Here is a 23,008-nt window from a genome sequence, read left to right as displayed (position 1 = left end):
TAATTTAATCTAACATTGGGGAAAAAACGTAATGAAATACATTATTCAATTTAACAGAGGTGGTGCGATCGCACCATCCCCCGTTCAATTAACTACCCAATCTACTGCTTGCGCCTCAGTAATATTGGGAACTTCCAATCGACCCTTCATTTTATACAGCACATTTTCTGGTAATTTAGCAATGCGCTTGCTATTTCTTGTCAGTAACTCCTCCCAAGGTGCTTCTAGGTAAACAATGCGAATTTTGGCTTGATAATTGGCGAACTGACGAATCAATGAACATCGCAATTGACGACTGATGTTAGTAGCATTCCAAACAAAAGATTTTTCCGTCCGCATATATTCCTTAGCTAAGGCTTTAGCAGTATTCACCACTGCGCTTTGGTCTTCATCAGGTGCAATACGCATAGTTTTTCGGAGTTCATCTAAAGCAATTACTGGCCAGTGGGGGAGATTTGCTTGCACCCATGTATCTTTTCCTGCACCTGGTAATCCTGACATCATCACAACTTCCAAGCGAGTATCATCGTAAGCTAGATAATCAGGATTGCCATTTTCTTTTTGAAAGTAAAGAAATCGGCTGTGGTCTGAAGGGAAAGCACGGGGTCGGTCAAAACAGCGATTTTCTTGGCAAAACTCCCGAAAAAAGGCAATCCTTTCGTATAGTTGGGCTTGGTCGCTGCAATGTCGCCCTGTAACATCGGCTTCGGCGAGTAAACTCAGCATATCGCAACGGATAATTTGACTAGTTTTGATGACAGATTTTTCAGGGTTGGGTTTGTCCCAAAACCATAGAGGTAAGCTACCGTATTTCACCAAAGCCACAATAGCCTCTCGTTCACGAAAGGGAACTTGCAAATCCCAGAGAATTTGCTGTGCCATCTTTGCACCTTGGAGGACATGACCTTTAGAGGAGATAGCGCCATCGGTATCTGTTTGGGTGGTGGCTGGTTTAGCGACATCATGCAGCAAGGCGGCTGCAAATAGGACAGAACGTTCTGTTGGGTTTAAGGCACGCCATTGAGGTAATTCTATTAATGCCTCACACACTAATTTTGTATGTATAAGTACATTACCTTCAGCGTGATACTGAGGGTCTTGAGGACAATCTGCGAGCGATCGCAACCAAGCAAATTCTCCTTCTATCGCCTGCCAATCTATTGTCCAGTTGGGTGCATCTGGGCAATAAGGAAAATTCCAATTCATATTACCATCCTTAGTTTTAGTATGTTTTATTACTAGCTAAATAAACTCACATCAGGACGCAGCAAATTAGGAATAATGGGACGGTTCAGCCAATGACTATCTGATTGTTGAATGGTAGTTAAAAAGCTGGCACGCACATATTTATAACGTGCTGTGACTGTATCCCCTGGTTCAACTTTGATATACAAACCTTCCATCAAAGCACTTTGGTCAGTTTGCTTAAGGGAACGTTCTACATCTAGTCCCTGTTGTTGACAGGCTTGGCAAAAATTTTGTAAGTATGCAGGGGTTTGGTAATGGGACTCACCCAGTAAACGCAATAGTTGTTGGTAAGTTTGCAGTTTGCCAGTGAACAATATAGGTACAGAAACTAATGGTAGTCCGGCTAATAGCTGCTGGCGGCGTTTGGTGCTGAGGAATACTTGCGTTTGTAAATCCAGCACATCGTATTCTAAAAAGTAGTGGGGTAAGGCATCGTAAAATACTGTGTGCTTGGCATATAGCCATTCACCAAAAAGGATATAACGACTACCCAAAACTTCCCAAAATGCGCTGGCGTGGGTGTATGCCCACTGCTTAAACAAGTTAAAATGCTTTTCTCTAGCACCACCTGTTAGATAATGTCCTCGGCTTTGTAGTCGCATCTGTCCATCAGCCGTGAAACTGATAGCTGCGTTTGCACCATCCACCTTTTCTTCAACTACTACATACTGTTCTTTAATACTTGCAAAGGGGATACTATTTAAATCTTCATCCCCAGGTTGCAGGCGCGAACCTTCGATATGATGAGTACGCGGGTATTTATAAATTTGTTCCATGACTTCATCCCTTGATGACGGCAATCAAAATCTTTGCGTAGAGAATTTTCACGAATAAGCAGCTCATTCGTGGTCAATTAGAGTTTGATTGAGTCAAAGGGTTACATAGTCTTATCCTGAAGCTGTGTAGTGTTTATATAATACAATTACTTCACAAGCTCCAGTCAAGTTTCCAGAATTTGCTAAGAATTTAGTAATTTTAATTCAAGGGCGATCGCAATTTTGGGGTGCAAATCCCCCAAGAAACCAATGGTGTGTACAACAATACGATTTACCACCGTTTGACAAACTCTTTTCCTTTTTGCCATCCATGTTCATACACAGCTGCTAACCCTTCTTCTGTAACATCTGTAAAGTTGACTCCCAAATCTTTGGGATCTACATCTGGTTGAATTATATGAATTTTTACCCCTTTGTAAACTTCTGGAATTGCCTCTACCTGAAACATATCTCGATATAGTGTACCTGGTTCATTTGCGATCGCAATTACTTGTTGATATCCAGCTTCTACCATTTCCATCGCGGGACACAAGCAAGTATAAGAAGCATCAATATAAGGTTTTCCATCTATCCAAGCTGGAATATCCCAACCATGCAGCATTCGTGCAGAAGCGTAAGCCACTTGTTCAAAGTTTTGGGAATGCAGATATAATTCTCCTGTAGATTTGGTACTAAACACATCCAACCGCAAGTGTTCCTTAACCCAACTACGGTCTTTTTTTCCTGCGGACACTAATAAGCGTCGTCCTAAGCGTTTGGCTTTTTCGTTTTGAGTCTCTATAGCTGCTTCTTGGGTAATAACGGCGCTAGCAGCAACGAAATATTGAGGGTTATCTGGCGCAAATAATGTTTCTGGCGGTGGACTAAACTGTGCAATTCCGCCTAGAACTACTCTACTCATACCTATATTTGGTTGTTGGAGTACTCGCAGACCAGCCAACCAGTAATCTACACCTAATTCTTTGGCTTTACCAATGGTAGCCCAAGCAGTTGGTAATACTGAAGCTGAGGCTGCACTATAAGCGTTAGCGCGGACTCCTGCTGATTCCAACGCACTCAAAACACCATGCGCGAATACACCTTTAAAACTACCTGATGCACAGGCGATCGCTAATGATTTATTATTGATGTGCATTGGCTTTTGTTTCCTGGTTTAACTTGCGTTGGCGTAGTTTGATAAAAACTTCCTTAAATCTTGCAAAGTCTTCTTTACTCAGTTCTGTCTGTTGCCACACTTCCCTTTGCATTAAACGTGCAAACCAATCTTGCAAATTAGGGTAATTACTCAAATTAATTCCCAGCTTTAGTAGTAAAGATAAATCTGTGCCTGCCACAATATCTGCTAAAGTAAACTGTTCACCAGCATAATAAGCGCCATTCCCTAAACATTCTGATAGAAACCTTAAGACTTTATCTATATGCTCATTTGCTTGTGAATATTTGACTGAATCTTCTTTTTCAAACATTAAAACAATCATTTTTGGTAATAGTTCATTTGTTGTTACCATCTGTACCATCCTGACTTTTGCTAAAGATTCAGCATCTTTAGGTAACAGGGCAGGTGTAGTATATTTAGCTTCCAAGTAGTCCATAATTGCTAGAGATTCCACTACCCGAAAACCATGATCTACAATGACTGGAATGTGATGAAATGGATTAATTTCTAAAAATTCATGCTGTAATTGATCGCCATTTAATTTCATAATCATCGGCTCAAATGCGATCTCTTTTTCTAGTAATGTCCGCCATACACGACGAGCCATAGGTGAGCGATGATTGTAGTAAAACTTGAGCATAGATTTTTTCTCGCAAAAAAGACCGATTGGTTTGTAACAGAACAAAAAATTTTAGCAAACAGTTATTAAGCAACCGAATACAAGTGCTAAGGCGCTAATCAAAGAACCAATTGCACCTATCATATTACCTATATAAACAACTCTATTTTGTACAGGTTCATCATTGGTTAAACCACGATGACCCATCCATGCACCGTAAGGTAATGCAATACAAAATCCATATCCAGAAATTACAGATGACCACACCAAAATCGCACCCAATACAGGATTTAAATCTAAGTTAGATAAGACAGCAGAAATAGCAATCATTGTAGTTCCACCCATTGATAAACCTGAGTGAGCAACACTCCACCCTCGTACAATATCTTCACTCTTTTTGCGGGTGATAGCTGTGCCATAAGGTATTCCTGAAAGTAATCCAATGAGTAGGACTATAGCACCATGTAGTGTTAAATGAATAGCTAGTTGGTTCATAATTTAAAGCTATAATTTGCTTGGTTAGTATTAGTAAAATATTTATTTTTTAATTCTTCGGGAATGCTAATAGGGCGACCATTTTGTAAATTGATAAATGCACCTTTTTGTGTAGCCACGGCTGCTAATTGATTATTAGCGATAATTTCTGCTTGTACAGTCCATTTTAATCGTCCAAAATCACTTGCCCATAAACGACCTATTACTTGATCAACCAATTTGATAGGACGTTTATATTCAATTTCTGTACCAGAAAGAACAGGTACATATCCTTGCTCAATTTGGTGATGGATTGGCAAATGTTCTTCTAAAAACTTAAGACGTAAATCTTCTAGCCACTTAATATACACGATGTTACTAACAATTCCTGCAAAATCGATTTCATAAGTTCTTACAGGTATTGTCAAGACTACTTCTAATGGTCTATGTGAGTTGTTGGTTGTTAGCATATTCATTCCTTATTTTTCAGACCTATCGGTTGGTTAATGTACAAAAAAATTACACCTTTGTTAGAACAGGTGACATATATAACCTCAAACTTCTACCTTATAATTAAGATTTAACTCATCTCCTGGTACACCTCTAATACCCCAATTGTGTTTTGCAGTTTCAAAAATTGTGATTTCAATATCATCAATGGCAATATGCAATTTTTCATTGATTGTTTTTATTAAATTACGCAATAGTTGTTTTTTAGTATCTACTGTACGCCCATCAAACATAATAATTTCAATAACTAAATAATTTTCAGTTCTATCAGGTGGATAGTAAAAATCTGTTTTATCCAAGGGAAAGAACCTGTGAAATCTTTTTTCTGGGCTAATTTGTAAGACTTTTACTAGAGAGGCATGAATAATATCTGATAACTCTGCTTTAATGGGGTTTAGTGTTGATGCTAAACCATAGACTTTAATTTGTACCATTGATTTTCAAGGTATTTTCTATGTAATGATTGAGGTGATTAACTGCCCGTTGCATATACACAGTATCATCATAAAGTTTAGTCATCATAATCGCACCTTCTAAAGTGGCAACTATGATAGTGGCAATTTCATCAGTATCTACATTATCTCGAATCTCTCCTTTCTCAATTCCCATTTGCATTACTCGCCGAATCATATTCAGCCATGCGTTCATCGCCTGTTGAGTACGTTCTCGTAATGCAGGATGTGCATCATCACTTTCTACAGCCGTATTCAGTAGCGGACATCCCCCCGCAATAGGTGGGTTTTGGGCAAAACTACTAAAGACTGCAATTAGTGCTTGAAGACGTTCTACGGCATGACGCTTGCTACGTAAGGCAATTCTATAATGCTTGCTGACGGATGCGATCGCATAATCAAAAGCCTGTAGTGCTAGTTCATCCTTACTTTGAAAATGATTGTAAATTCCTCCTTTTTGCAATCCCGTCACACGCATAATGTCAGAAATAGACGAACCAGCGTAACCCTGTTGATTAAACAGTTCCGCCGCTTGTTGCAGGATTCGGGTTTTGGTTTCTTTACCTTTTGACATCGCTTTTACCGACCAAGTGGTCTGATTAAGAATAGCATAATGTGGCAGGGAGTGGGGAAGTGCGATCGCTTAACATTAGTTTTTCAGCCTATTAGGTCTGTCATTAACCACATCTGACTAGCTTTGAGAAAATCTGAAAGACAAGCACAAAAAACTAAGATGATATTAAAGTTACTTAATACCACTTTAAACAATGAATCAGAAGCTAATGCAGATATTTAAAGTTATTGAAGAAGCCTTAACAAAACCGCCCATTCCCCACGAACCGTATAAGCAATCATTAAAAGCCTGGGCAATGTATTGTCTACGAGATAGAGGCTTTAAAGTTATTTACGCTCAAAATGCTGATTTTGCTATTGAACCTAAAGGCGGCGAAAAACTATACTTCAAAGTATCCAATAACCCTGTTGAACAAGATAATTCTATTAGCTGGATAGTTTGGGATAGCGCCAGCAAAAGCGCCAGTTTGATTCCACCTTTGACAGAGGTTAAAGACTAAACACTAGGGACTAGGGACTATAAATAAATTTCTTATTCCCTAGTCTCTAGCCCCTAACCTCTTAATAATCAGATGTTTCTTTGCATCAAAACTAATCAAACCTTGTTGCTGTAATTTACCCATTAATCTTGTAATTGTAACTCTAGTAGTGCAACAAGCATTGGCAATATCCTCGTGAGTAAAACGTACACTAAAACGAGTTCCATCAGCTACAGATTCGCCAATTTCTTGTTGTAAAATTTCCAATAGATGATGTAACCGATCCTCAACTCTGCGCCTTCCGGCTATGGCTAAAAAAGATTCTGTTTGCTGTAAACGCTGCTTAATTTTTGGTAACAGAATATGGCTCAACATAGGCGTAACACCTATTTCTGTAAAGTTAATCGGCGTTAATTCCACATCTGAAAGAGCGGTAGCTTGATATATGGGTAAAGAAGTCATATTAGCACCAAATACCATGTGCTTTTTTGCCAAGCCTATCAATACTTCTTCGCCCGTTTCACAATAAGTACTCAGCTTAACTAGACCTTGACGAACATACCAAATTATGAAAGGATTAAGAGGTATATTTTCACCTTTAGCATATATATCAACTGGGAGATTCTCAGTCAGATAATTTTCGTTATCAACTAAACTGATATCTTGCTGCTGGCGTTGATGAACGTGACGTAACAACCAGAGTAGAGAATTTATTTTACCACTTTGATTGCGAATAGCAACTACTGTTAATGCTGCATCAAAAGACTCACCATGAAATTGCTGTAGGCGCACTACTAATTCTTTAGTTTGATCCGATTGTGATAATTGATTGATTTCGCAGCGAAAGCTTTCTCTTTGTTCAACGCAAATAAAATTGATAATTGATCTATCTATTAAAAGATGCTTTGGTGCATTAAGTAACTTCGCCACTATTAGGTTAGCTTGTTGAATAATTCCTTCTGTATTAGTAACTAAATAGCCATCTGGTGCGAACTCGAATAAATCATAGTAGTGTTGGCGTTCGGCTTCTAATAAACTCCGCGTTCTTAGCAGTTCCTCATTTTGGTGATAAAGTTCTTCTGCTGCTAACTGTACTAGCTTAGAGTTACTATAAAGTTCCTTAAAAGCTTGTGGTAGTAAATCAGGGGGAATCCAAGGCAATACGCTAGCAGTTTGATATAAATCTGCTAGTTGTTTATGTAATGCTTCTGCTCTTTGGATAAATAGTTCTATATTCACTGTAGATGACCACGACTTGCCCAAATTTTAACTTCAACAGTAGTAACAATATCTGTGTAACTGCCAATATAAAAAATAGATTATAGTTTAAAATGAGACTTATATAATAATTCAAACAATTGCTAAAATACAAGAGATAATCGTATAATTTAATTACCAAAAATACAAAATTAAAACTATAGATTACAAATATATTCTCTGTATTACATAGATTAATTGATAGTTTTAAATGGCAATTATCTATATTTATCTATACATTACTGGCTAATGTTGATATTTAACTCTCCCTGTGGTAAGAAAAACTCAAAGATCAAGGCAAAATTAAGCAGCGAGTAAGTTTGCTGAAGTAATCTCTCCTTTTTATGATTACTAATAATTGATGAGTAGTTAGCCTATTTATAGCAGTAGCCACAATTGTTAGGACATTTTTCTGTTCCCTGTTCCCCGTTCCCTATTCCCTTGAGAGCAAAATATGATGTCCTAACCAATATGTCCGTTGCTATATCAGGATAAATATGAGTATATAGCCTTACGTCCGCCGCTAGCATCAAACTATTTAATTCTACAGATATAGACGAATTTTCAGCAGTCTTAAATAAAATTCAGATTTTTTAAGTCTTGTATTTTTATTAACTCAAATGAAAGGCTAAAATGATAAATTAAACAGAAAAATACGATAGATTTTCATAAAAATTATACTTGTAACAATTTTTGTAATCTGTTATGTGGGAAAATCAACTAACACATAACTGCTAAATGTAACTGTGGCGATCGCACTCTCCCATTCGCAAACGCTGAACACTTTAACTCACCACACTTGCTCAAAAAATCAAAAATCACCACAATCATGGTGCGATAGCGGGGGTGGGGTGTATTTCATGTGCTTGGGTATTGCGGTAAGAATTATCTAAAAAAGCTTGAGTGTAAGCTGTTCTTTATTTAACATACATGATTACGGTGGGAAAGATACCCAACCGGAAAAATTTTATCAATTGATAATTGACAATTGTTTCATTCAAGGTTTAAGACCTCTCCTTTTAAGGAGAAAAAATCAAAAAATAAATCCTTGTCTCCAATCCTCTCACTTAAGCGCGAGAGGGAAAAAGTCAATTGTTAATTGTCCATTGTTGAATGATATTCACTCATATGAAGTTAAGCAAAGTTTTTCAAAGTTACCTCTAGTGACAATTGAAACTTGAGATAATTGAGTTCTATATACAGTATCGTCTGTTAAATTTACCAAGTAATCACATCTACACCAGTATTTCAGCTTATGTTCAATGCAAGTCCTAGAAATCCAATTGTGATGCTCCACGGTTACTCTGATACAGGTACTACTTTTAAAACGTGGATAAAAAAGTTTCAAGAAAATAACTATGATGTAAAAATTATTCATATTTGTAAATATGTATCGTTATCTAACGAGATTACGATTGATGATATTGCCGAAGGGCTGGATCAGGCTTTAGCGCAAAAGTTGGGTGAGAATAGAACCTTTGATGCGATCGTTCATTCAACTGGGATGCTTGTAATCCGTGCTTGGTTAGCAAAATACTCTACTCAAGGCTATTATCGGCTTCAGCATTTAATCGGTTTAGCACCTGCTACTTTTGGTTCTCCCATCGCGCACAAAGGACGCAGTTTTTTAGGTGCGCTGTTTAAAGGAAATAGGGAGTTGGGTCCAGACTTTTTAGAAGCTGGAAACCGCATCTTAGATGCTTTAGAATTAGGAAGCAAGTTTACTTGGGATTTGGCGCACCAAGACTTACTAGGAAACACCACATTCTACGGCTTAGGCAGTGATACACCCTTTGTGTTTACCTTTTGTGGAACCCGTCAGTTTTTTAATTCACAATTACTAAATGCGATCGCTGGCAAAGTTACAGATAAAATTGGTGTACCGCTTGAGGGTACAGATGGTGTTGTGAGATGGGCAGGTTGTGAATTAAGAACACGTAAAATTACTATAGATTTTACGAAAAAGCGATACGAAGATAGATTATCTATTTCACCGTGGAAAAATAATGGGATTGCCCACTCAGTCAGAGTTGAGGGTTATAACCACGGCAAAATTATCGGTGATCCTGGTGCAGAATTGGTAGACACCGTATTTCAGGCATTGCAATTTACGCCTGAACAGGATATTAATAGTTGGTATGATAAAGCTGCAAATACCTTATCACCAAATGGTTTACAAAATACACAGCAATGGCAACAATTCATCATCCGCGCAATAGATGATAATGATGAACCCATTACTGACTATTATATTGAATTGTCAACAGGAAAAGAGGGAAAGTGGAAAAGAATTGAAGATTTTGGTATAGATGTTCATGTATACAGTCAAGATAAAAGTTTACGCTGTTTTCATGTCAACATTACAAATACGAAAAATATACAAAATTTGAAGATACGTATTGTGGCTTCTTCCAACTCAGATTATGTACGCTATTCTGGATATGGCACAAATGTAGATGCTTTGGCTGCACCTATTTTAAGTCCTATCTCAGATTTAGACTTAGATATTTCGGGGATTTTGCAGCAAAAAGATATTAACTTTTTCTACCCATTTACCACAACTTTAGTAGAAATAAGACTCAGGCGGCAAACTATAGATCCGCTAGTACAATTTATGGCATTGCTTTAAGACAATATATTGCTTTTTTCCAAACTTTTTAAGGTTTTTAGCCCTTACTACTAACTTATCTCGATTGAGTTTTTCTACTTAATAAATACCACCTTGATTCATTTGGTTTGATGTCTACATTTGACTCAAGGTGGTAACTATTTTATGGTTAATTATTATTTATGAATAGGCTGATTGCTTGCCTGGGAATTGCCTGTTATGGGTGATGCTTTGGCAAGACTTTCTTGTTTTGATTGCATTTCTAAAAGTTCAGGTATCGTGACAAATTTATAACCTTGTGCTTTGAGATCGCTGATAATTTGTGGTAAAGCCTGAACTGTGCGAGAACGATTACCGCCGCCATCGTGCATTAATACAATTGCACCTGGTTTTACACCTTTAATAACATTTTTGATTAAAGCAGGTGGTTGTTCACGACGCTGGGTATCAGATGATTCATCTGACCACATCATAACCGCATACTTTTGGCTTTTGGCATAATCAACTACCCCATTATTTAAAAAACCACCGGGAGGACGAAACAGTGTAGTTTTCACTCCTGTAGTTTTATAAATAATATCTGCTGTACGATTAATTTCACTAGCGGCTGTGGCCACATCCATGCGACGATACCAATGATGCCAAGTATGATTACCAATCACATGACCGTCGTCTGCTACTTGTTTAGCAACTTGGGGAAAATATTTGACCATCATCCCCACCATGAAAAATGTTGCTTTAATATTATTTTTCTTTAAAATTTCTAATACTTGTGCTGTATTTTTTGGCCCTGGGCCATCATCAAAAGTTAAAGCAACGACTTTATCATTAGGTTGTAATTTAGCTTGATAAATAGTTTGTCCTTGAAATGCTTTGGGTATTTCTGTTTTTATCGATGGGGCGGCGGCTTGTGCAGATGTACTTGTTATTGCATGGTTAACGGCTGTGCCATTCCCATTAACTGAGTGTTTACTTAACCACGAATTGTCAAATCCAATTTTGGGTATCAGTAACCCTAAACTTATACCGCCAGCCGTAATCCCAACAACACTAACTAATTTGATAATTAAATGTAATTTCTCACTAGGCATAATTTATACTCCTCAGTTCTGGTGAATAAATGGTAGTATTTCTGAGTATTTACTTATATCATGGCTTGGCTTGTTGAAGCCTATGTAATATTTTTGTTCCTGATTATTCAATTTGGTTAGCAGTCGTGATTAACTATATCTCTTAGAAGAAGAAAAAAGAGTAGATTACCACAAAATTTAAGGTGATTGCTTTGTTTAAATACATATTTAATACTTAATGTAAATAATAATTAATAAAATTTAACATAGATATTAAAATTAAATAACATGTAGTACATCCCCTATCTGTAGGAAAGCATCTCAAAAATTTTTTCTGTCCATTGCATAATTTTCTGAACAAGCCATGAAGAGTATTGAAGACAATTGTGGAAGCTGAATATTCCACCAAGAATAAACTTTAGTAAAGCGTAAGGTTATATTATGATTCACCATATATCTATTTCTGTTGAAAATCCCCAACACGTTGCTCAAGTCCTAGCGGAAGTTCTTAACGGTCAAGCTGTACCCTTCTTTCCTAACCCCGGTAGCTACTTGGTAATTCCTTTAGATGAATACGGTACAGGAATAGAAGTATATCCTTTAAAATCCTATATTAAACCAGGTGAAGGAGATAACCAGTGTGTTTTCGCAGAAGCTAGTAATGTTTCTGGTTTTACTGCTACTCATGCAGCTATTTCCGTCAATTCCACACAAGAAAAAATTGAAGAAATCGGCAAACGTGAAGGTTGGAGAACAGTACGCTGTAGCCGTGTTTTTTTCTTTGATGTCATCGAATTTTGGCTAGAAAATAAAGTCATGATAGAACTGCTAACACCAGAGATGGCAGCGCAATATCTAGCAGTAACACACCCAGAAAATTTAAAACAAATGTTCCCTGCGTAAATTATGCGTGATGTAAGTAGGGGAGTACATCTGTACGTCTCTAAGATTGTTTTGTAATAGTTGCAAGGAATGCTGTCAGCAACATCCAGAGTATGGGCAAACCAAAGTAGATACTGACATAAATAGCGTTAGTGCTGCGTGTTCTGACAGGTTCTACTGAAAGCCAAGCATTCATGACAGCAACATTAATCAGCCCAAGAATTAAGTGTAAAGCCAATATAGCAATCATCAACCCAATTAGAGAGAATGTTGCTAGGTTCTTCTGTTGTGCCCAAGCGATCGCCAGCAGAGCGATCATGCAGGCGATCGCCAACCAGCGTAAAATCATGATGGGGAAAAAGATGATTGCTGCTTCATTGGCAGTTTGTCCTGGGTGCTGAAATGGGGAGAATGACAAAGACCAAAGAAATAGCAACCCAGTAGTAGCAAGTGTTGTAAACCAAGCACCCCAGAAAAAATATTGTCTCATTATGCTTAGATTTTTTTAAAAATTATAGATGGTTTAATTCTGGCGAATTGAATTTTAAACTATTATGAAATAATTGCTTTCAAGGGTGATTTAAACCTGTTCCCTATCACCCGCTATATCTTGGAGTTGACTGTGCCTACCTGCAAAATCCTACAACCTGGAGATGAATCATTACTGGAAACTTTCCTCTTACAACACGTTAATACTTCCATGTTTTTACGTTCAAATTGGCGCGAGGGAGGTTTGAATAATGAAGGTGGTAGATTTCAGGGAACCTATGTAGCTGCTATTGAAGATGACAAGATAGTTGCAGTCGCCGCCCATTATTGGAATGGGATGATTGTTGTGCAAGCGCCTGTGTATCTTGCAAAAGTGACGCAAGCTGTTATGGAACAATCTGACTTGACTATATCGGGAATTGCTGGGCCAGCCACACAAGTAGAAGCAACAAAGCAAGCATTGGGGCTAGAAAATCAACCAACTCAACTAGATGAGCAAGAAATATTATTTTCCCTCACATTACAAGATTTACAAGTACCCCCGGCTTTAGCATCAGGTGTGGTGCAATGTCGCTTACCCCATACACAAGAGTTGGAATTACTGAGTGAATGGTGTGTTGCTTATAATGTGGAAACTTTGGGGAAATTAGCAACTCCTGATTTACTCCCTCATTGTCGTCATGAAATTGAAGCACGCCAGTCTACAGCTAGACATTGGGTGCTGATAGCAGACAATACTCCTGTTGCTTACACAGCTTTTAATGCCCGTCTACCTGATATTGTGCAGATTGGCGGCGTTTGGACACCACCAGCATTAAGGGGTAATGGCTATGCTAAGTGTGTAGTAGCTGGGTCACTTTTGCAGGCAAAATCCCAAGGTGTAGAACGTGCGGTGTTATTTACAAACAGTAAAAATTATGCCGCCCAAGCAGTATATAAAGGAATTGGTTTTCAAGATACTGGTGAGCAATTTGGTCTGGTATTATTCCAAGATACTAACTAAGAGGGTGTAAGTATTTTTTGGCTCAGTTAATTATGACCCCATACCCGGAACCTAATCCCCAAGTAACGCGCCGTTTTGCCATTATTAATGGTGACGATTTTGGCTTTTCTGGTGGTGTGAATCAAGGGATTATCCGATCGCATCAGCAAGGTATCCTTACTAGCACTAGTTTGATGGTAACTGGTGATGCTGCCCAGGAGGCGATCGCACTGGCAAAAACTCACCCCGATTTAGCAGTGGGTTTACATCTAGTTTTGGTTTGTGGACGGTCTGTACTTCCACCAGAACAAATTCCTCATTTGGTTGACTCCCAAGGAAACTTTCCTAACAGTTCTCTGTTGGCTGGCTTGCGCTATCAATTCCATCCAGCCGCCCGTGCAGAACTGCGTCAAGAAATTCGCGCCCAGTTAACTAAGTTTCAAGAATCAGGGCTACCGCTTTCTCATGTAGATGGTCATTTACACCTGCATATCCACCCAGTTGTCTTGCAAATTTTGGTGGAATTGGCGCAAGAGTTTAATATTCGCTTCATTCGTCTACCTGCTGAAGAACTAGGGAAGACTCTCAAGCTCAACCGTCAAGACTTGCTGACTAAATTGGTGTGGTCAGGGGTATTTGGGGGGTTACGCCGTTATGGAGAGAAACTATTAACATCTCATGGGATTGGTTTTGCTGATAGAGTTTACGGGTTATTGCAAACTGGTAATGTAACTGAGGAATACCTATTAGGTTTGATACCGCAGATTCAAGCAGATTTGATAGAGATTTATTGTCACCCCGCACAATTCCAAGCTGGAGAACCATTAAATGGCCCCCCAGGCGCAGGTGAAGCAGAACTAGCCGCCCTGTTAAGTCAGCCAGTACGCGAGTTATTAACTGCAAATGGCTTTGAGTTGACCAATTGTATGGCTCATACACTTCCTAGCCCTTCCTGCTAGAGTCCCTCATCAGATATATCAAGTTTTTTTGATGAATTTTTGTACTGCGTGCTTGACAATAACTTACATATCAAGTTTTTTTGATATAAGGGAGAAAATTTTAGTCATCCCCGTTAACCGTAGGTAGATTTCAATGAGTGATAGTTCGCAAGCTAGCCCCAACCCTATAAAAGCGGGAAGTAATCTGAGTTTTTTTGAAAAATACTTAACTGTTTGGGTATTTTTGTGTATCTTTGTCGGCATTACTCTAGGTAGATTATTTCCAGGTGTAGCGGTAGCTCTGGATGCCATGAGCGTCTATCAAGTGTCTGTGCCTATTGCTATATGTTTGTTTTTCATGATGTATCCCATCATGGTGAAAATTGACTTCACACAAGCAGCAAATGCTCTTCGCGCTCCAAAACCCGTTATTCTCACGTTAGTAGTGAATTGGTTAATTAAACCATTCACGATGGTAATATTTGCTCAGTTTTTCTTGGGATGGTTATTTCGTCCTTTGATTAGCGGTACTGAATTAATTCGCGGTAGCGAAGTCACTTTAGCAAATTCTTACATTGCTGGCACTATTTTATTAGGAATTGCACCTTGTACAGCGATGGTGTTGTTGTGGGGATACCTTTGCTACGGCAACCAAGGACACACTTTAATCATGGTGGCAGTTAATTCTTTAACGATGCTATTTCTATATGCACCTTTAGGTAGGTGGTTATTAGCTGCGAATGATTTAACTGTGCCTTGGCAAACTATTGTTTTGTCGGTTCTTATTTATGTTGGTTTGCCCTTAATAGCGGGAATGTACAGTCGTTACTGGATTTTTAAATATAAAGGAAAAGAGTGGTTTGAAAGACGATTTTTAAAGTATTTAACTCCAGTTTCCATTACTGCTCTATTGCTCACTCTAGTACTACTTTTTGCCTTTAAAGGTGAACTAATTGTTAATAATCCCTTGCATATATTATTAATTGCTGTACCACTGTTCATCCAAACTAATTTCATTTTCTTGATTAGTTATGTATTAGCCTTAAAACTGAATTTATCCTACGAAGATGCCGCACCCGCAGCATTAATTGGCGCTAGTAATCATTTTGAAGTTGCGATCGCCACTGCTGTAATGCTATTTGGCTTAAATTCAGGTGCAGCACTTGCTACAGTCGTTGGAGTTTTAATTGAAGTCCCAGTGATGTTGATGTTGGTTGAACTTTGTAAACGCACAGCAGCTTGGTTTCCACGAGAGCCAGAAAAAGCAACATTGCTAGATCCACGCTGTTTAACTGGCTATAAATAATCACAACAGAAAACTCAGAACTATTTCCATCAAGTAATACAGCAATTTTCCAAAAATCTAATTGGTCATCAATTTAATTGAGAGCCTAATAAATTCATTCCCGTTATCTAGAGGAGTCGAACAATGAAACGTGTAATGTTTGTTTGCAAAAAAAATTCTGCTCGTTCCCAAATGGCGGAAGGCTTTGCCAAAACCTTGGGTAAGGGAAAGATTGAAGTCATTAGCTCTGGGTTAGAAGCAAGTGTTGTTAGACCAGAGGCGATCGCTACCATGAAAGAAATTGGCATCGATATCACTGATCAAACTTCTAAACCGCTCAGTGATTTCCAAGCCGAAAACTTTGACGTAGTAATTTCTCTGTGTGGTTGTGGTGTGAATCTGCCTCCTGAGTGGGTTGTGCGCGAAGTATTTGCAGATTGGCAGTTAGATGACCCCGCCGAACAACCGGAAATTTTTCCCAGAGTCCGCGAAGAAATTAAGGAACGTGTGACCCGGCTAATTCAATCACTAACAGAGGAATCTGCACCTGTTGGGTAACAATTCTAAAACATTGAGACAACGCTATCACGGACGATAATTTACCCGGCTTGAACCAGCTTTAGACTCAATTTTGCCGTAGTCTAGTTTAACGATACGGTCTGCGAGGTGAAAATAGCGATCGTCATGACTAATTACTAACACCGTTTTACCTTTACTTTGTAGTTGTGGTAGTAACTTGGTATAGAAGAAATCCTTAAACAATGGGTCTTGATCAGAAGCCCACTCATCAAATAGATAAATTGGTCTATCTTCTAAATATGCTGTGAGTAAAGCTAGGCGCTTACGTTGTCCTTGAGAAAGAGCAGTGGTAGAAAGTCTGCCATTTTCAATTTTCACTTTATGATCTAATTGGAGTTGCTTAAGGTAACTTTCAGCTAGAGTATCAACATTTTCTGTACTTAAAAGTTCATCAAACAAGTAAAAGTCTGAAAAAACTACAGCAAAATGTTGTCTATACCACTCTCTATTTTTCTCGGTGACGAGTTCTCCATCAAGTACAATTCTCCCGCTTTCGGGAATGTATAGTCCGGTAATTAATTTAGCTAAAGTAGATTTACCACTACCATTTCCACCTACTATAAATATGAGTTCTTGAGGTTTTAGCCTCAAATCTATAGGGCCGAGAATAAAGCCTTGGTCTTCCTGTTCTCTATGATAGGTGTGAGTTACACCTTGAAATTCTAAACTCTGCCATAAAGTACTTATCGGTGCGGTAACAGTCGAGACTTCTGCACGACTGGCTAGAGATAAACCTAAAGATTCTATCTTTTGGAGAGCGATATTGGCTTTACTGATTTGAGGAAGATTAGTGATAATGTTGTCCATTGGCAACATCAAATAAGTAAAAGTAAGAATGTAGCTAGAGATAGTTTGCGGATTAATTATTATCAGTTTAGGTAGTGCAAATAATAAAAAACCCATTGCGAAGAAAAATATCAATCTACCCCAGCTAGTTGTGACTGCAAATAAAGTCAAACCATCTACGTTGTGTCGCCTAAACTTAGTTAAGGTTGCTTGCAAATTTTTTTCTAAAAATACTTGGCGGCGTTGGTAGTTAAGTTTGAGTTCTTTGACTCCTTCTGTGACGGTTTGAAAATTTTTAAATAATATATCTTGGTCGTCACGAGCCAGCGCCAGTAATTTTTCGCCTTTGCTGATTAACCATTGACAACTACCTATTCCTACTACAATTAAACCGCACAGAATCAACAATACTATCCAAGATAACCAAGTAATATATACTAAGCATCCCAAGACGATCGCCAAATCAATACAAAGGAAAGGAATCACATACACTGCATTGGCAACTACTTGGACATCTTCTGTTAAAATTGCCAAGAGTCGGGGATTTCCTAGCTGTTCCAGATGACTTAATTCAGAAGCGAGAATTTGCCGACTCAAACGCATCCGTAATTGGGAAACAGCATCTTGAGACAAACGCACCAGCATCACTTGAGAAGTAATACTAGTGATGAGTGCGACTATTACCAGCCCTAAAAACCCTGCAACAATGTGCGTTAATGATGTATTGTTGCTGTTTGCACTCGCACTGCTGATTAAAGCAATCAGTGCAGCACTACTACCTCCGCTTAGGAAACCTGTGCAAATTGCGATCGCCACCATCCCCCAAGAAGAACGTAGAAGTAAGTAGATCAGTTTCATAGCAAATGTTTAACCAGCAATTAAGTTTTTTCTCTGGAATAGTAAAAATAATTATTATTAATAAATCATTACATAAATCGTTCCCCAGTCATAACATTGACAACTGAAAGTCATAGATTTCTTAAAAAAACATTCATAATTAATATAGAGATACTTGGCAAAAGTATTATATATTCTCAATATGGTAAATGGTGTTTTTGATTTGTGTAGATCAAAAAAATATCTTGACAAAGATAGTTGATTAGTGCATTGCAAAAATAAGTGATTAACTAGGTGCAAATTGGCTTTGATAGAGGGGCAATATGATTGGGCTGCTGGGGTGCTTGTGCTTATCAGCTATTATGTATTACTGCTATGCAATTTATGCAGCGATCGCTTTTCTGCGTCATTCCCACGCCATAAATCCTGAATTTCATCCACCTATCACTATTTTAAAACCCCTGTGTGGACTTGATAGCGATGCTGAAAATAACCTAATCTCCTTTTGCCAACAAGATTACCCACACTTTCAAATAGTCTTTGCTGTGCGCGATCGCCAAGACCCCATCATCGAGGTTGTGGAAAAAATCAGCCAACAGTTTCCTGATGTAGATATAGATTTAGTCGTGAGCGATCGCATCATTGGGGCTAACTTAAAAGTAAGTAATTTAGCCAATGCCCTACCTCAAGCTAAATACGACATTATTCTCATAGCCGATAGCGATATCCGCGTCACCCCAGACTATCTGCAAAGAGTTGTACAACCCTTGCAAGATCAAAGCATAGGTGTTGTCACCTGCTTGTATCGATCCCTCGCTCAAGGTTGGGGCGCAACCTTAGAAGCCATCTCTACCGCCACAGATTTTCATGCAGGTGTGTTAGTCAGCCATCAATCGACAGGAATAGAATTTGCCTTTGGTTCCACAATTGTCATTCGTAAATCTGTTTTAGAAGAAATTGGCGGCTTTGCTGCGATCGCCGATTATTTAGCAGATGATTTTCAACTAGGACACTTACCAGCCAAAGCTGGCTATGAAGTAGTCCTATCTGATTATGTAGTTGAACATGTTTTAGGCAATAGCTCCGTTACAAATTCCCTACACCGTCAGACTCGTTGGGCGCGTGGCATTAAAATTTGTCGTCCTTGGGGCTATTTAGGGCTGATTTTTACCTACGGTACAGTTAGTAGTTTGCTATTTGTCCTCCTCACACAAGGTTCTACACTAGGCTGGATTAACCTAACGATTGTCTGGATAATGCGCCTAGTTATGGGTTGGATAGTAGGTGCGATCGCGCTGAATGATGTAGTTACTAAAAAATATTTCTGGCTGATTCCCTTGTGGGACTTACTACATTTTGTTATATGGTGTGCAGGACTCTTTGGTACAACTATTGAATGGCGCGGACAGCAATTAAGATTAACCAAAGAAGGTAAATTAATGCCGCTAGAACAGGATTTTGTTAGTAGTCAGCGTTGCACTGAGCTTGTCGAAGGGTTGTCAGTTGTCAGTGGTGAAGAAATGTGAGATGTGGAAATCTATTCCAAGAGATTTATAAAGCACTTAACTTACACGCTAGAACTGAAGAAGTAGTTTTTTACCCTGCTTTGCGGGAGTATGAAGAAACTCAAGAATACATTGAGGAAGCAGAAGAAGAACACGAAGATGTCTCTGTGCTTCTAGAAGAAATTAAAGCAATCCAACCAAATAATCCTGAATTTATAGAAAAAATCAGTGAGTTAAAAGAAGCAGTTCAGCATCACGAAGAAGAAGAAAGCGAAATTTTTGATGCAGTACGTGAGTGTATTAGCGAAGAACAGCTAACTGCATTAGGCGAAGAATTTCAAAAAACTAAAGCTAAATTAGAGCCAGATATCGAAGCTGCATTAGCACAATAGTCCCGATGTTTACTCGTCATAGAATTTTATAAAATTTTTAGTAGGGATGTACAGATGTGCGTCCCTACATCTGATTCATGGGTTGGTTATCAAGCCGAAAATATATACCAAAAGGTAGACTCTGACAGCTTGATATTCAATCAGCTTAACTTGACAATACCAGTATTCATATTGACGGCAAAGCCACAATTCCTCCAAACCTATGAACAAAGTTTATCTAATTACCGGAACATCAACCGGATTTGGCCGCGCCTTAGCGGAAGCGGTTTTAGATCATGGCGACAAGGTGGTGTTGACAGCACGAAAACCCGAACAGGTGGCTCAATTAGCGCAAGCAAATCCAGAAAATGCGATCGCATTTCGTCTTGATGTAACTAATGCCGAAGAGCGAGAAGCGGCTGTACAAGCTGCTATTGAACGCTTTGGCCGGATTGATGTTTTAGTTAACAATGCTGGGCAAGGTTCTTTAGGTGCAATTGAAGGATTTTCCTCTGAGCAAATTAGAAAACAGTTTGAAGTCAATTGCTTTGGTGTAATTGAAATGACACGCGCAGTATTACCTCTGATGCGCCGCCAAAAATCCGGTCACATTGTCAATATTACTTCTATTGGTGGTTTAGCTTCAATGGGTGGATTTGCGCTCTACTGCTCAACAAAATTTGCGATCGAAGGCTTTGCTGAAGGCTTGCGTGATGAAGTCAAACCATTGGGAATCAATGTCACAATTGTTGAACCAGGAGCTTTTCGTACCAACTTTGCCGGAGATGCGAATATGCAGCCGCAAACGGAAATTGATGATTACAAACCAGTAGTCGATCCGATTAGAGAATACCTCTATGGCAATAATGGGAAACAACCAGGCGACCCGAAAAAGGCTGCACTGGCAATGATTCAAGCTGTTGAATCAAAGAATCCTCCACTACGCTTGATGCTTGGTGCAGATGCTTACGGTTTGTGGGAACAGAAGCGGACTGCGGAACGCCAAGAGTTTGAAGACTGGAAAGAAGTCGGAATTAATACAGCCTATGAGGACGCAGTAGTCGCTCCCATTGGTGGGTAATAGCAATTTTAAATTAAAGAACAGAGGGCGAGTTCAGGTTTAGCAAGTATTGTTAAACTTTAGTTAGTCTCACCCTCTGCCTATATTTAGTTAGCTGATCAGTCCAAAGTAAGCAGTTGCTGCAACCAGAAAAATTGTGATTACTCCCAAAGCTATACCTAGACCAAATTCGGTAGCAGTTTCTTGATTCAGTTCCTCTTTACTTTTGTTCTGAGTGGAGGATTCAGTATTTTGGGAAGTAGGCAGATTTTCAGTTTTCATAAATCTTTTAATTGAAACTCACTTATTACTAAGTTGACTCCAAGCGTCAGAAATTACATCTAGCTAGTGGGCTACTAAAAAAGGTATATTAAAGTTAGTGGATTAGTTGGGGCTTGATAAGTTTTTACTCTCTTGAGGATTTAAAGGTTTTGAATTAATTTTGAGAAATTACCCAACTTATCGAGAGTAAGAACGCCATCATAGCTAGAGCAAAATTAAATTTTATCGGTATTCAACATTTACGTAACTATTCCCAAAACACAAATAAAATATTATTTGTTATGCAGTCTCCTCTCCCGCTTGCTGGCTTAAGTATTCTCGTTGTTGAGGATGATGATGATAGCCGCCTTTATTTTACGATGGTATTAGAAGAAGATGGAGCGACTGTTGTACCAGTCTCATCAGCAGCAGCAGCTTTAAAAGTGCTACCAGAATTACAACCCGATATTTTAATCAGTGATATAGGTATGCCTGGGGAAGATGGCTATACCTTAATTCGCAAAATACGGGCGCTAAAATCAGATAGTGGCGGACGAGTTCCCGCGATCGCCTTAACAGCCTATGGCGATCGTGAAAGTTGTGTTTACGCTTTGGAATCTGGTTTTCAGACTCATGTAGCTAAACCAGTTGATCCAGATGAGTTAGTAGAAATAGTAGCTAATTTGGTTGCTTCCTGTAATTGGTAGTTGTGGAATATCTATGACTATATTCATTGTCCGCGAAGCTTGCCTAAAGTCACACCCAATTGCACAGCCAGCATCCCAAATATCATACTACCTAACCAATAGATGAAAGCACCTGTGATATTTCCTTCATCTATTTGAGTAAACGTTTCCAATCCATATGTAGAAAAAGTAGTATAAGCACCACAAAAACCCGTGGCGATCGCTAACCGAATTTCCGGTGAAAGGCTGGTAAACTTTTGCTCGTTGAGAGTGTAGAACACAGCAATAATAAAACAGCCAGTTATATTAATAAAAAATGTACCATAATAAGAAAACTCTTTGCCAATCATCGTTTTGGTAAATTCAGTGATAAAATAGCGTCCTAAAGCACCCGGAATAGCACCTAAAGCGATCGCCATCACAGTGCGAATAAAAATATTTGACATTATCAGATGTAGTTTTAGTAGTTAATATTAAGTTCGGCTAATTACTTATATTATGGTCGCTTTTTTGGTAATCGGTAATAGCGAATAGGTGAGTCCAGTCCTGTAGGCGGGTTTCCCACCGTAGGGAACTGGCGAACCCGGAGGGTAATGGGAAAAACAATTACCAATTACCAAAACAAACATATTATAGGTATTCAAACAAACATGATATGAGTCATCAAATATAAATGGTGATTTTTCTTTGATTCAAGTTTATCACCCGACAATTAGCTTTGCTAAATAACGACCAAATATAATACCAACTACTCCTAAAACTGCACTACATGCCCAATAAAAAACCGTGGCTAATTGTTTACCATTGCGCCACAGGATCAATGTATCGTATCCGTAGGTAGAAAAGGTTGTATAAGAACCTAAAAACCCTGTTCTGACAAGCAAATCTATCTCCGATGGAAATCCTTGAATCGCCTTAAATAAGGTGAAGCAAAAGCCCATGAGTAAACAGCCAGTGAAATTGATGATAAAAGTGCCATAAGGAAAGTTTGTACCTATGACTCTTTTGCAAAATTCAGTCAAATAATAGCGGCTTAAAGCACCGGGAACTGCACCAACTGCGATCGCCAGCACAGGTAACAAAGCAGCATCTTGTAGCAATTAACAGACTCCTTAATTCATCACA

At 38.7% G+C, this 23,008-nt stretch carries 26 protein-coding genes; 11 read left to right on the top strand and 15 right to left on the bottom strand.

Going from position 1 to position 23,008, the window contains the following annotated elements:
• Positions 1-84 precede the first annotated feature (84 nt).
• The 8 genes from NSMS1_RS01125 to NSMS1_RS01090 all read right to left on the bottom strand — a co-directional run bounded on the left by NSMS1_RS01125 (position 85) and on the right by NSMS1_RS01090 (position 5,809).
• The gene (locus tag NSMS1_RS01125; RefSeq protein WP_224090239.1) at positions 85-1,206 is read right to left on the bottom strand and encodes an AAA family ATPase; all 1,122 of its coding nucleotides are present in this window, start codon (positions 1,204-1,206) and stop codon (positions 85-87) included.
• A gap of 32 nt (positions 1,207-1,238) precedes the next feature.
• Positions 1,239-2,024, bottom strand: coding sequence for an RNA ligase family protein (locus NSMS1_RS01120; RefSeq protein ID WP_224090236.1), 786 nt, complete (start codon positions 2,022-2,024; stop codon positions 1,239-1,241).
• Positions 2,025-2,295: 271 nt separating this feature from the next.
• A complete protein-coding gene (locus NSMS1_RS01115; RefSeq protein ID WP_224090234.1) occupies positions 2,296-3,159 on the bottom strand; it encodes a hypothetical protein in 864 nt (287 codons plus the stop codon).
• The gene (locus tag NSMS1_RS01110) at positions 3,146-3,820 is read right to left on the bottom strand and encodes a glutathione S-transferase family protein (RefSeq protein WP_224090232.1); all 675 of its coding nucleotides are present in this window, start codon (positions 3,818-3,820) and stop codon (positions 3,146-3,148) included. Before NSMS1_RS01110 ends, NSMS1_RS01115 begins: the two co-directional genes overlap by 14 nt.
• A gap of 51 nt (positions 3,821-3,871) precedes the next feature.
• Complete coding sequence (locus NSMS1_RS01105; RefSeq protein WP_224090230.1) at positions 3,872-4,294, bottom strand: hypothetical protein; 423 nt, start codon at positions 4,292-4,294, stop codon at positions 3,872-3,874.
• Entirely contained in the window at positions 4,291-4,743 is a 453-nt protein-coding gene (locus tag NSMS1_RS01100) for an acyl-CoA thioesterase (protein WP_224090222.1), read from the bottom strand. Before NSMS1_RS01100 ends, NSMS1_RS01105 begins: the two co-directional genes overlap by 4 nt.
• 84 nt (positions 4,744-4,827) lie before the next feature.
• Positions 4,828-5,217, bottom strand: coding sequence for a tautomerase family protein (locus NSMS1_RS01095; protein WP_224090216.1), 390 nt, complete (start codon positions 5,215-5,217; stop codon positions 4,828-4,830).
• The gene (locus NSMS1_RS01090; RefSeq protein ID WP_224090215.1) at positions 5,204-5,809 is read right to left on the bottom strand and encodes a TetR/AcrR family transcriptional regulator; all 606 of its coding nucleotides are present in this window, start codon (positions 5,807-5,809) and stop codon (positions 5,204-5,206) included. The genes NSMS1_RS01095 and NSMS1_RS01090 overlap by 14 nt, the downstream gene beginning before the upstream one ends.
• Before the next feature lie 208 nt (positions 5,810-6,017).
• Here NSMS1_RS01090 and NSMS1_RS01085 point away from each other — a divergent pair, with 208 nt between their 5' ends.
• On the top strand, positions 6,018-6,308 hold the full coding sequence (locus NSMS1_RS01085) for a hypothetical protein (RefSeq protein ID WP_224095414.1): 291 nt from the start codon (positions 6,018-6,020) through the stop codon (positions 6,306-6,308).
• 39 nt (positions 6,309-6,347) lie between these two features.
• Here the strand turns inward: NSMS1_RS01085 and NSMS1_RS01080 are convergent, their stop codons facing one another.
• Positions 6,348-7,526, bottom strand: coding sequence for a helix-turn-helix domain-containing protein (locus NSMS1_RS01080; RefSeq protein ID WP_224095413.1), 1,179 nt, complete (start codon positions 7,524-7,526; stop codon positions 6,348-6,350).
• A gap of 1,273 nt (positions 7,527-8,799) precedes the next feature.
• Here NSMS1_RS01080 and NSMS1_RS01075 point away from each other — a divergent pair.
• Entirely contained in the window at positions 8,800-10,173 is a 1,374-nt protein-coding gene (locus tag NSMS1_RS01075; protein WP_224090212.1) for an esterase/lipase family protein, read from the top strand.
• Positions 10,174-10,328: 155 nt separating this feature from the next.
• Here the strand turns inward: NSMS1_RS01075 and NSMS1_RS01070 are convergent, their stop codons facing one another.
• The gene (locus tag NSMS1_RS01070; RefSeq protein ID WP_224090211.1) at positions 10,329-11,243 is read right to left on the bottom strand and encodes a polysaccharide deacetylase family protein; all 915 of its coding nucleotides are present in this window, start codon (positions 11,241-11,243) and stop codon (positions 10,329-10,331) included.
• A 420-nt stretch (positions 11,244-11,663) separates the two neighbouring features.
• Between NSMS1_RS01070 and NSMS1_RS01065 the strand changes: the two genes are divergently transcribed.
• A complete protein-coding gene (locus NSMS1_RS01065; protein ID WP_224090210.1) occupies positions 11,664-12,125 on the top strand; it encodes a hypothetical protein in 462 nt (153 codons plus the stop codon).
• 40 nt (positions 12,126-12,165) lie between these two features.
• On the opposite strand, the gene NSMS1_RS01060 is transcribed toward NSMS1_RS01065, so the two are convergent.
• Positions 12,166-12,594, bottom strand: coding sequence for a hypothetical protein (locus tag NSMS1_RS01060; protein WP_224090209.1), 429 nt, complete (start codon positions 12,592-12,594; stop codon positions 12,166-12,168).
• A gap of 132 nt (positions 12,595-12,726) precedes the next feature.
• Here NSMS1_RS01060 and NSMS1_RS01055 point away from each other — a divergent pair, with 132 nt between their 5' ends.
• From NSMS1_RS01055 to arsC, 4 genes are all read left to right on the top strand, one after another.
• Positions 12,727-13,596, top strand: a complete 870-nt coding sequence (locus NSMS1_RS01055) for a GNAT family N-acetyltransferase (RefSeq protein WP_224090208.1) — start codon at positions 12,727-12,729, stop codon at positions 13,594-13,596.
• A 32-nt stretch (positions 13,597-13,628) separates the two neighbouring features.
• On the top strand, positions 13,629-14,534 hold the full coding sequence (gene hpnK / locus NSMS1_RS01050) for a hopanoid biosynthesis-associated protein HpnK (protein ID WP_224090206.1): 906 nt from the start codon (positions 13,629-13,631) through the stop codon (positions 14,532-14,534).
• 133 nt (positions 14,535-14,667) lie between these two features.
• Positions 14,668-15,819 carry an ACR3 family arsenite efflux transporter gene (gene arsB / locus NSMS1_RS01045; protein ID WP_224090205.1) on the top strand — a complete coding sequence of 384 codons (1,152 nt, stop codon included), beginning with the start codon at positions 14,668-14,670 and terminating at the stop codon, positions 15,817-15,819.
• 123 nt (positions 15,820-15,942) lie between these two features.
• Entirely contained in the window at positions 15,943-16,356 is a 414-nt protein-coding gene (arsC, locus tag NSMS1_RS01040) for an arsenate reductase, glutathione/glutaredoxin type (protein WP_224090204.1), read from the top strand.
• A 27-nt stretch (positions 16,357-16,383) separates the two neighbouring features.
• Here arsC and NSMS1_RS01035 read toward each other — a convergent pair whose 3' ends face one another.
• Positions 16,384-18,021: a cyclic peptide export ABC transporter gene (locus tag NSMS1_RS01035; RefSeq protein ID WP_224090203.1), complete on the bottom strand. Its 1,638-nt coding sequence runs from the start codon at positions 18,019-18,021 to the stop codon at positions 16,384-16,386.
• A 302-nt stretch (positions 18,022-18,323) separates the two neighbouring features.
• Here NSMS1_RS01035 and hpnI point away from each other — a divergent pair, with 302 nt between their 5' ends.
• The 3 genes from hpnI (at position 18,324) to NSMS1_RS01020 (ending at position 20,957) form a co-directional block, all read left to right on the top strand.
• Positions 18,324-19,526, top strand: coding sequence for a bacteriohopanetetrol glucosamine biosynthesis glycosyltransferase HpnI (gene hpnI / locus NSMS1_RS01030; protein ID WP_224090202.1), 1,203 nt, complete (start codon positions 18,324-18,326; stop codon positions 19,524-19,526).
• A complete protein-coding gene (locus NSMS1_RS01025) occupies positions 19,523-19,897 on the top strand; it encodes a hemerythrin domain-containing protein (RefSeq protein WP_224090201.1) in 375 nt (124 codons plus the stop codon). The genes hpnI and NSMS1_RS01025 overlap by 4 nt, the downstream gene beginning before the upstream one ends.
• Before the next feature lie 202 nt (positions 19,898-20,099).
• On the top strand, positions 20,100-20,957 hold the full coding sequence (locus tag NSMS1_RS01020) for an oxidoreductase (protein ID WP_224090200.1): 858 nt from the start codon (positions 20,100-20,102) through the stop codon (positions 20,955-20,957).
• 90 nt (positions 20,958-21,047) lie between these two features.
• On the opposite strand, the gene NSMS1_RS01015 is transcribed toward NSMS1_RS01020, so the two are convergent.
• Positions 21,048-21,218, bottom strand: coding sequence for a hypothetical protein (locus NSMS1_RS01015; protein ID WP_224090199.1), 171 nt, complete (start codon positions 21,216-21,218; stop codon positions 21,048-21,050).
• Positions 21,219-21,499: 281 nt separating this feature from the next.
• On the opposite strand from NSMS1_RS01015, the gene NSMS1_RS01010 reads away from it, so the two are divergent.
• A complete protein-coding gene (locus tag NSMS1_RS01010) occupies positions 21,500-21,904 on the top strand; it encodes a response regulator (protein WP_224090198.1) in 405 nt (134 codons plus the stop codon).
• Positions 21,905-21,927: 23 nt separating this feature from the next.
• Here the strand turns inward: NSMS1_RS01010 and crcB (NSMS1_RS01005) are convergent, their stop codons facing one another.
• The gene (gene crcB, locus NSMS1_RS01005; RefSeq protein ID WP_224090197.1) at positions 21,928-22,329 is read right to left on the bottom strand and encodes a fluoride efflux transporter CrcB; all 402 of its coding nucleotides are present in this window, start codon (positions 22,327-22,329) and stop codon (positions 21,928-21,930) included.
• A gap of 255 nt (positions 22,330-22,584) precedes the next feature.
• On the bottom strand, positions 22,585-22,983 hold the full coding sequence (gene crcB, locus NSMS1_RS01000) for a fluoride efflux transporter CrcB (RefSeq protein ID WP_224090196.1): 399 nt from the start codon (positions 22,981-22,983) through the stop codon (positions 22,585-22,587).
• Between the last annotated feature and the right edge of the window lie 25 nt (positions 22,984-23,008).

The sequence above is a fragment of the Nostoc sp. MS1 genome (assembly GCF_019976755.1).
Taxonomy (GTDB): domain Bacteria; phylum Cyanobacteriota; class Cyanobacteriia; order Cyanobacteriales; family Nostocaceae; genus Trichormus.
The sequence above is the reverse complement of the archived record's forward strand: the minus strand, read 5'-3'. Positions and strand labels throughout refer to the sequence as shown.

Coding starts and splice junctions, on each gene's coding strand:
- hpnI (WP_224090202.1), top strand. CDS start 18,324: ATGATTGGGCTGCTGGGGTGCTTGTGCTTATCAGCTATTATGTATTAC.
- NSMS1_RS01060 (WP_224090209.1), bottom strand. CDS start 12,594: ATGAGACAATATTTTTTCTGGGGTGCTTGGTTTACAACACTTGCTACT.
- NSMS1_RS01015 (WP_224090199.1), bottom strand. CDS start 21,218: ATGAAAACTGAAAATCTGCCTACTTCCCAAAATACTGAATCCTCCACT.
- NSMS1_RS01100 (WP_224090222.1), bottom strand. CDS start 4,743: ATGCTAACAACCAACAACTCACATAGACCATTAGAAGTAGTCTTGACA.
- NSMS1_RS01035 (WP_224090203.1), bottom strand. CDS start 18,021: ATGAAACTGATCTACTTACTTCTACGTTCTTCTTGGGGGATGGTGGCG.
- NSMS1_RS01075 (WP_224090212.1), top strand. CDS start 8,800: ATGTTCAATGCAAGTCCTAGAAATCCAATTGTGATGCTCCACGGTTAC.
- NSMS1_RS01085 (WP_224095414.1), top strand. CDS start 6,018: ATGCAGATATTTAAAGTTATTGAAGAAGCCTTAACAAAACCGCCCATT.
- NSMS1_RS01065 (WP_224090210.1), top strand. CDS start 11,664: ATGATTCACCATATATCTATTTCTGTTGAAAATCCCCAACACGTTGCT.
- NSMS1_RS01010 (WP_224090198.1), top strand. CDS start 21,500: ATGCAGTCTCCTCTCCCGCTTGCTGGCTTAAGTATTCTCGTTGTTGAG.
- NSMS1_RS01120 (WP_224090236.1), bottom strand. CDS start 2,024: ATGGAACAAATTTATAAATACCCGCGTACTCATCATATCGAAGGTTCG.
- NSMS1_RS01110 (WP_224090232.1), bottom strand. CDS start 3,820: ATGCTCAAGTTTTACTACAATCATCGCTCACCTATGGCTCGTCGTGTA.
- arsB (WP_224090205.1), top strand. CDS start 14,668: ATGAGTGATAGTTCGCAAGCTAGCCCCAACCCTATAAAAGCGGGAAGT.
- NSMS1_RS01020 (WP_224090200.1), top strand. CDS start 20,100: ATGAACAAAGTTTATCTAATTACCGGAACATCAACCGGATTTGGCCGC.
- NSMS1_RS01105 (WP_224090230.1), bottom strand. CDS start 4,294: ATGAACCAACTAGCTATTCATTTAACACTACATGGTGCTATAGTCCTA.
- crcB (WP_224090197.1), bottom strand. CDS start 22,329: ATGTCAAATATTTTTATTCGCACTGTGATGGCGATCGCTTTAGGTGCT.
- NSMS1_RS01125 (WP_224090239.1), bottom strand. CDS start 1,206: ATGAATTGGAATTTTCCTTATTGCCCAGATGCACCCAACTGGACAATA.
- NSMS1_RS01070 (WP_224090211.1), bottom strand. CDS start 11,243: ATGCCTAGTGAGAAATTACATTTAATTATCAAATTAGTTAGTGTTGTT.
- NSMS1_RS01095 (WP_224090216.1), bottom strand. CDS start 5,217: ATGGTACAAATTAAAGTCTATGGTTTAGCATCAACACTAAACCCCATT.
- NSMS1_RS01115 (WP_224090234.1), bottom strand. CDS start 3,159: ATGCACATCAATAATAAATCATTAGCGATCGCCTGTGCATCAGGTAGT.
- NSMS1_RS01090 (WP_224090215.1), bottom strand. CDS start 5,809: ATGTCAAAAGGTAAAGAAACCAAAACCCGAATCCTGCAACAAGCGGCG.
- arsC (WP_224090204.1), top strand. CDS start 15,943: ATGAAACGTGTAATGTTTGTTTGCAAAAAAAATTCTGCTCGTTCCCAA.
- hpnK (WP_224090206.1), top strand. CDS start 13,629: ATGACCCCATACCCGGAACCTAATCCCCAAGTAACGCGCCGTTTTGCC.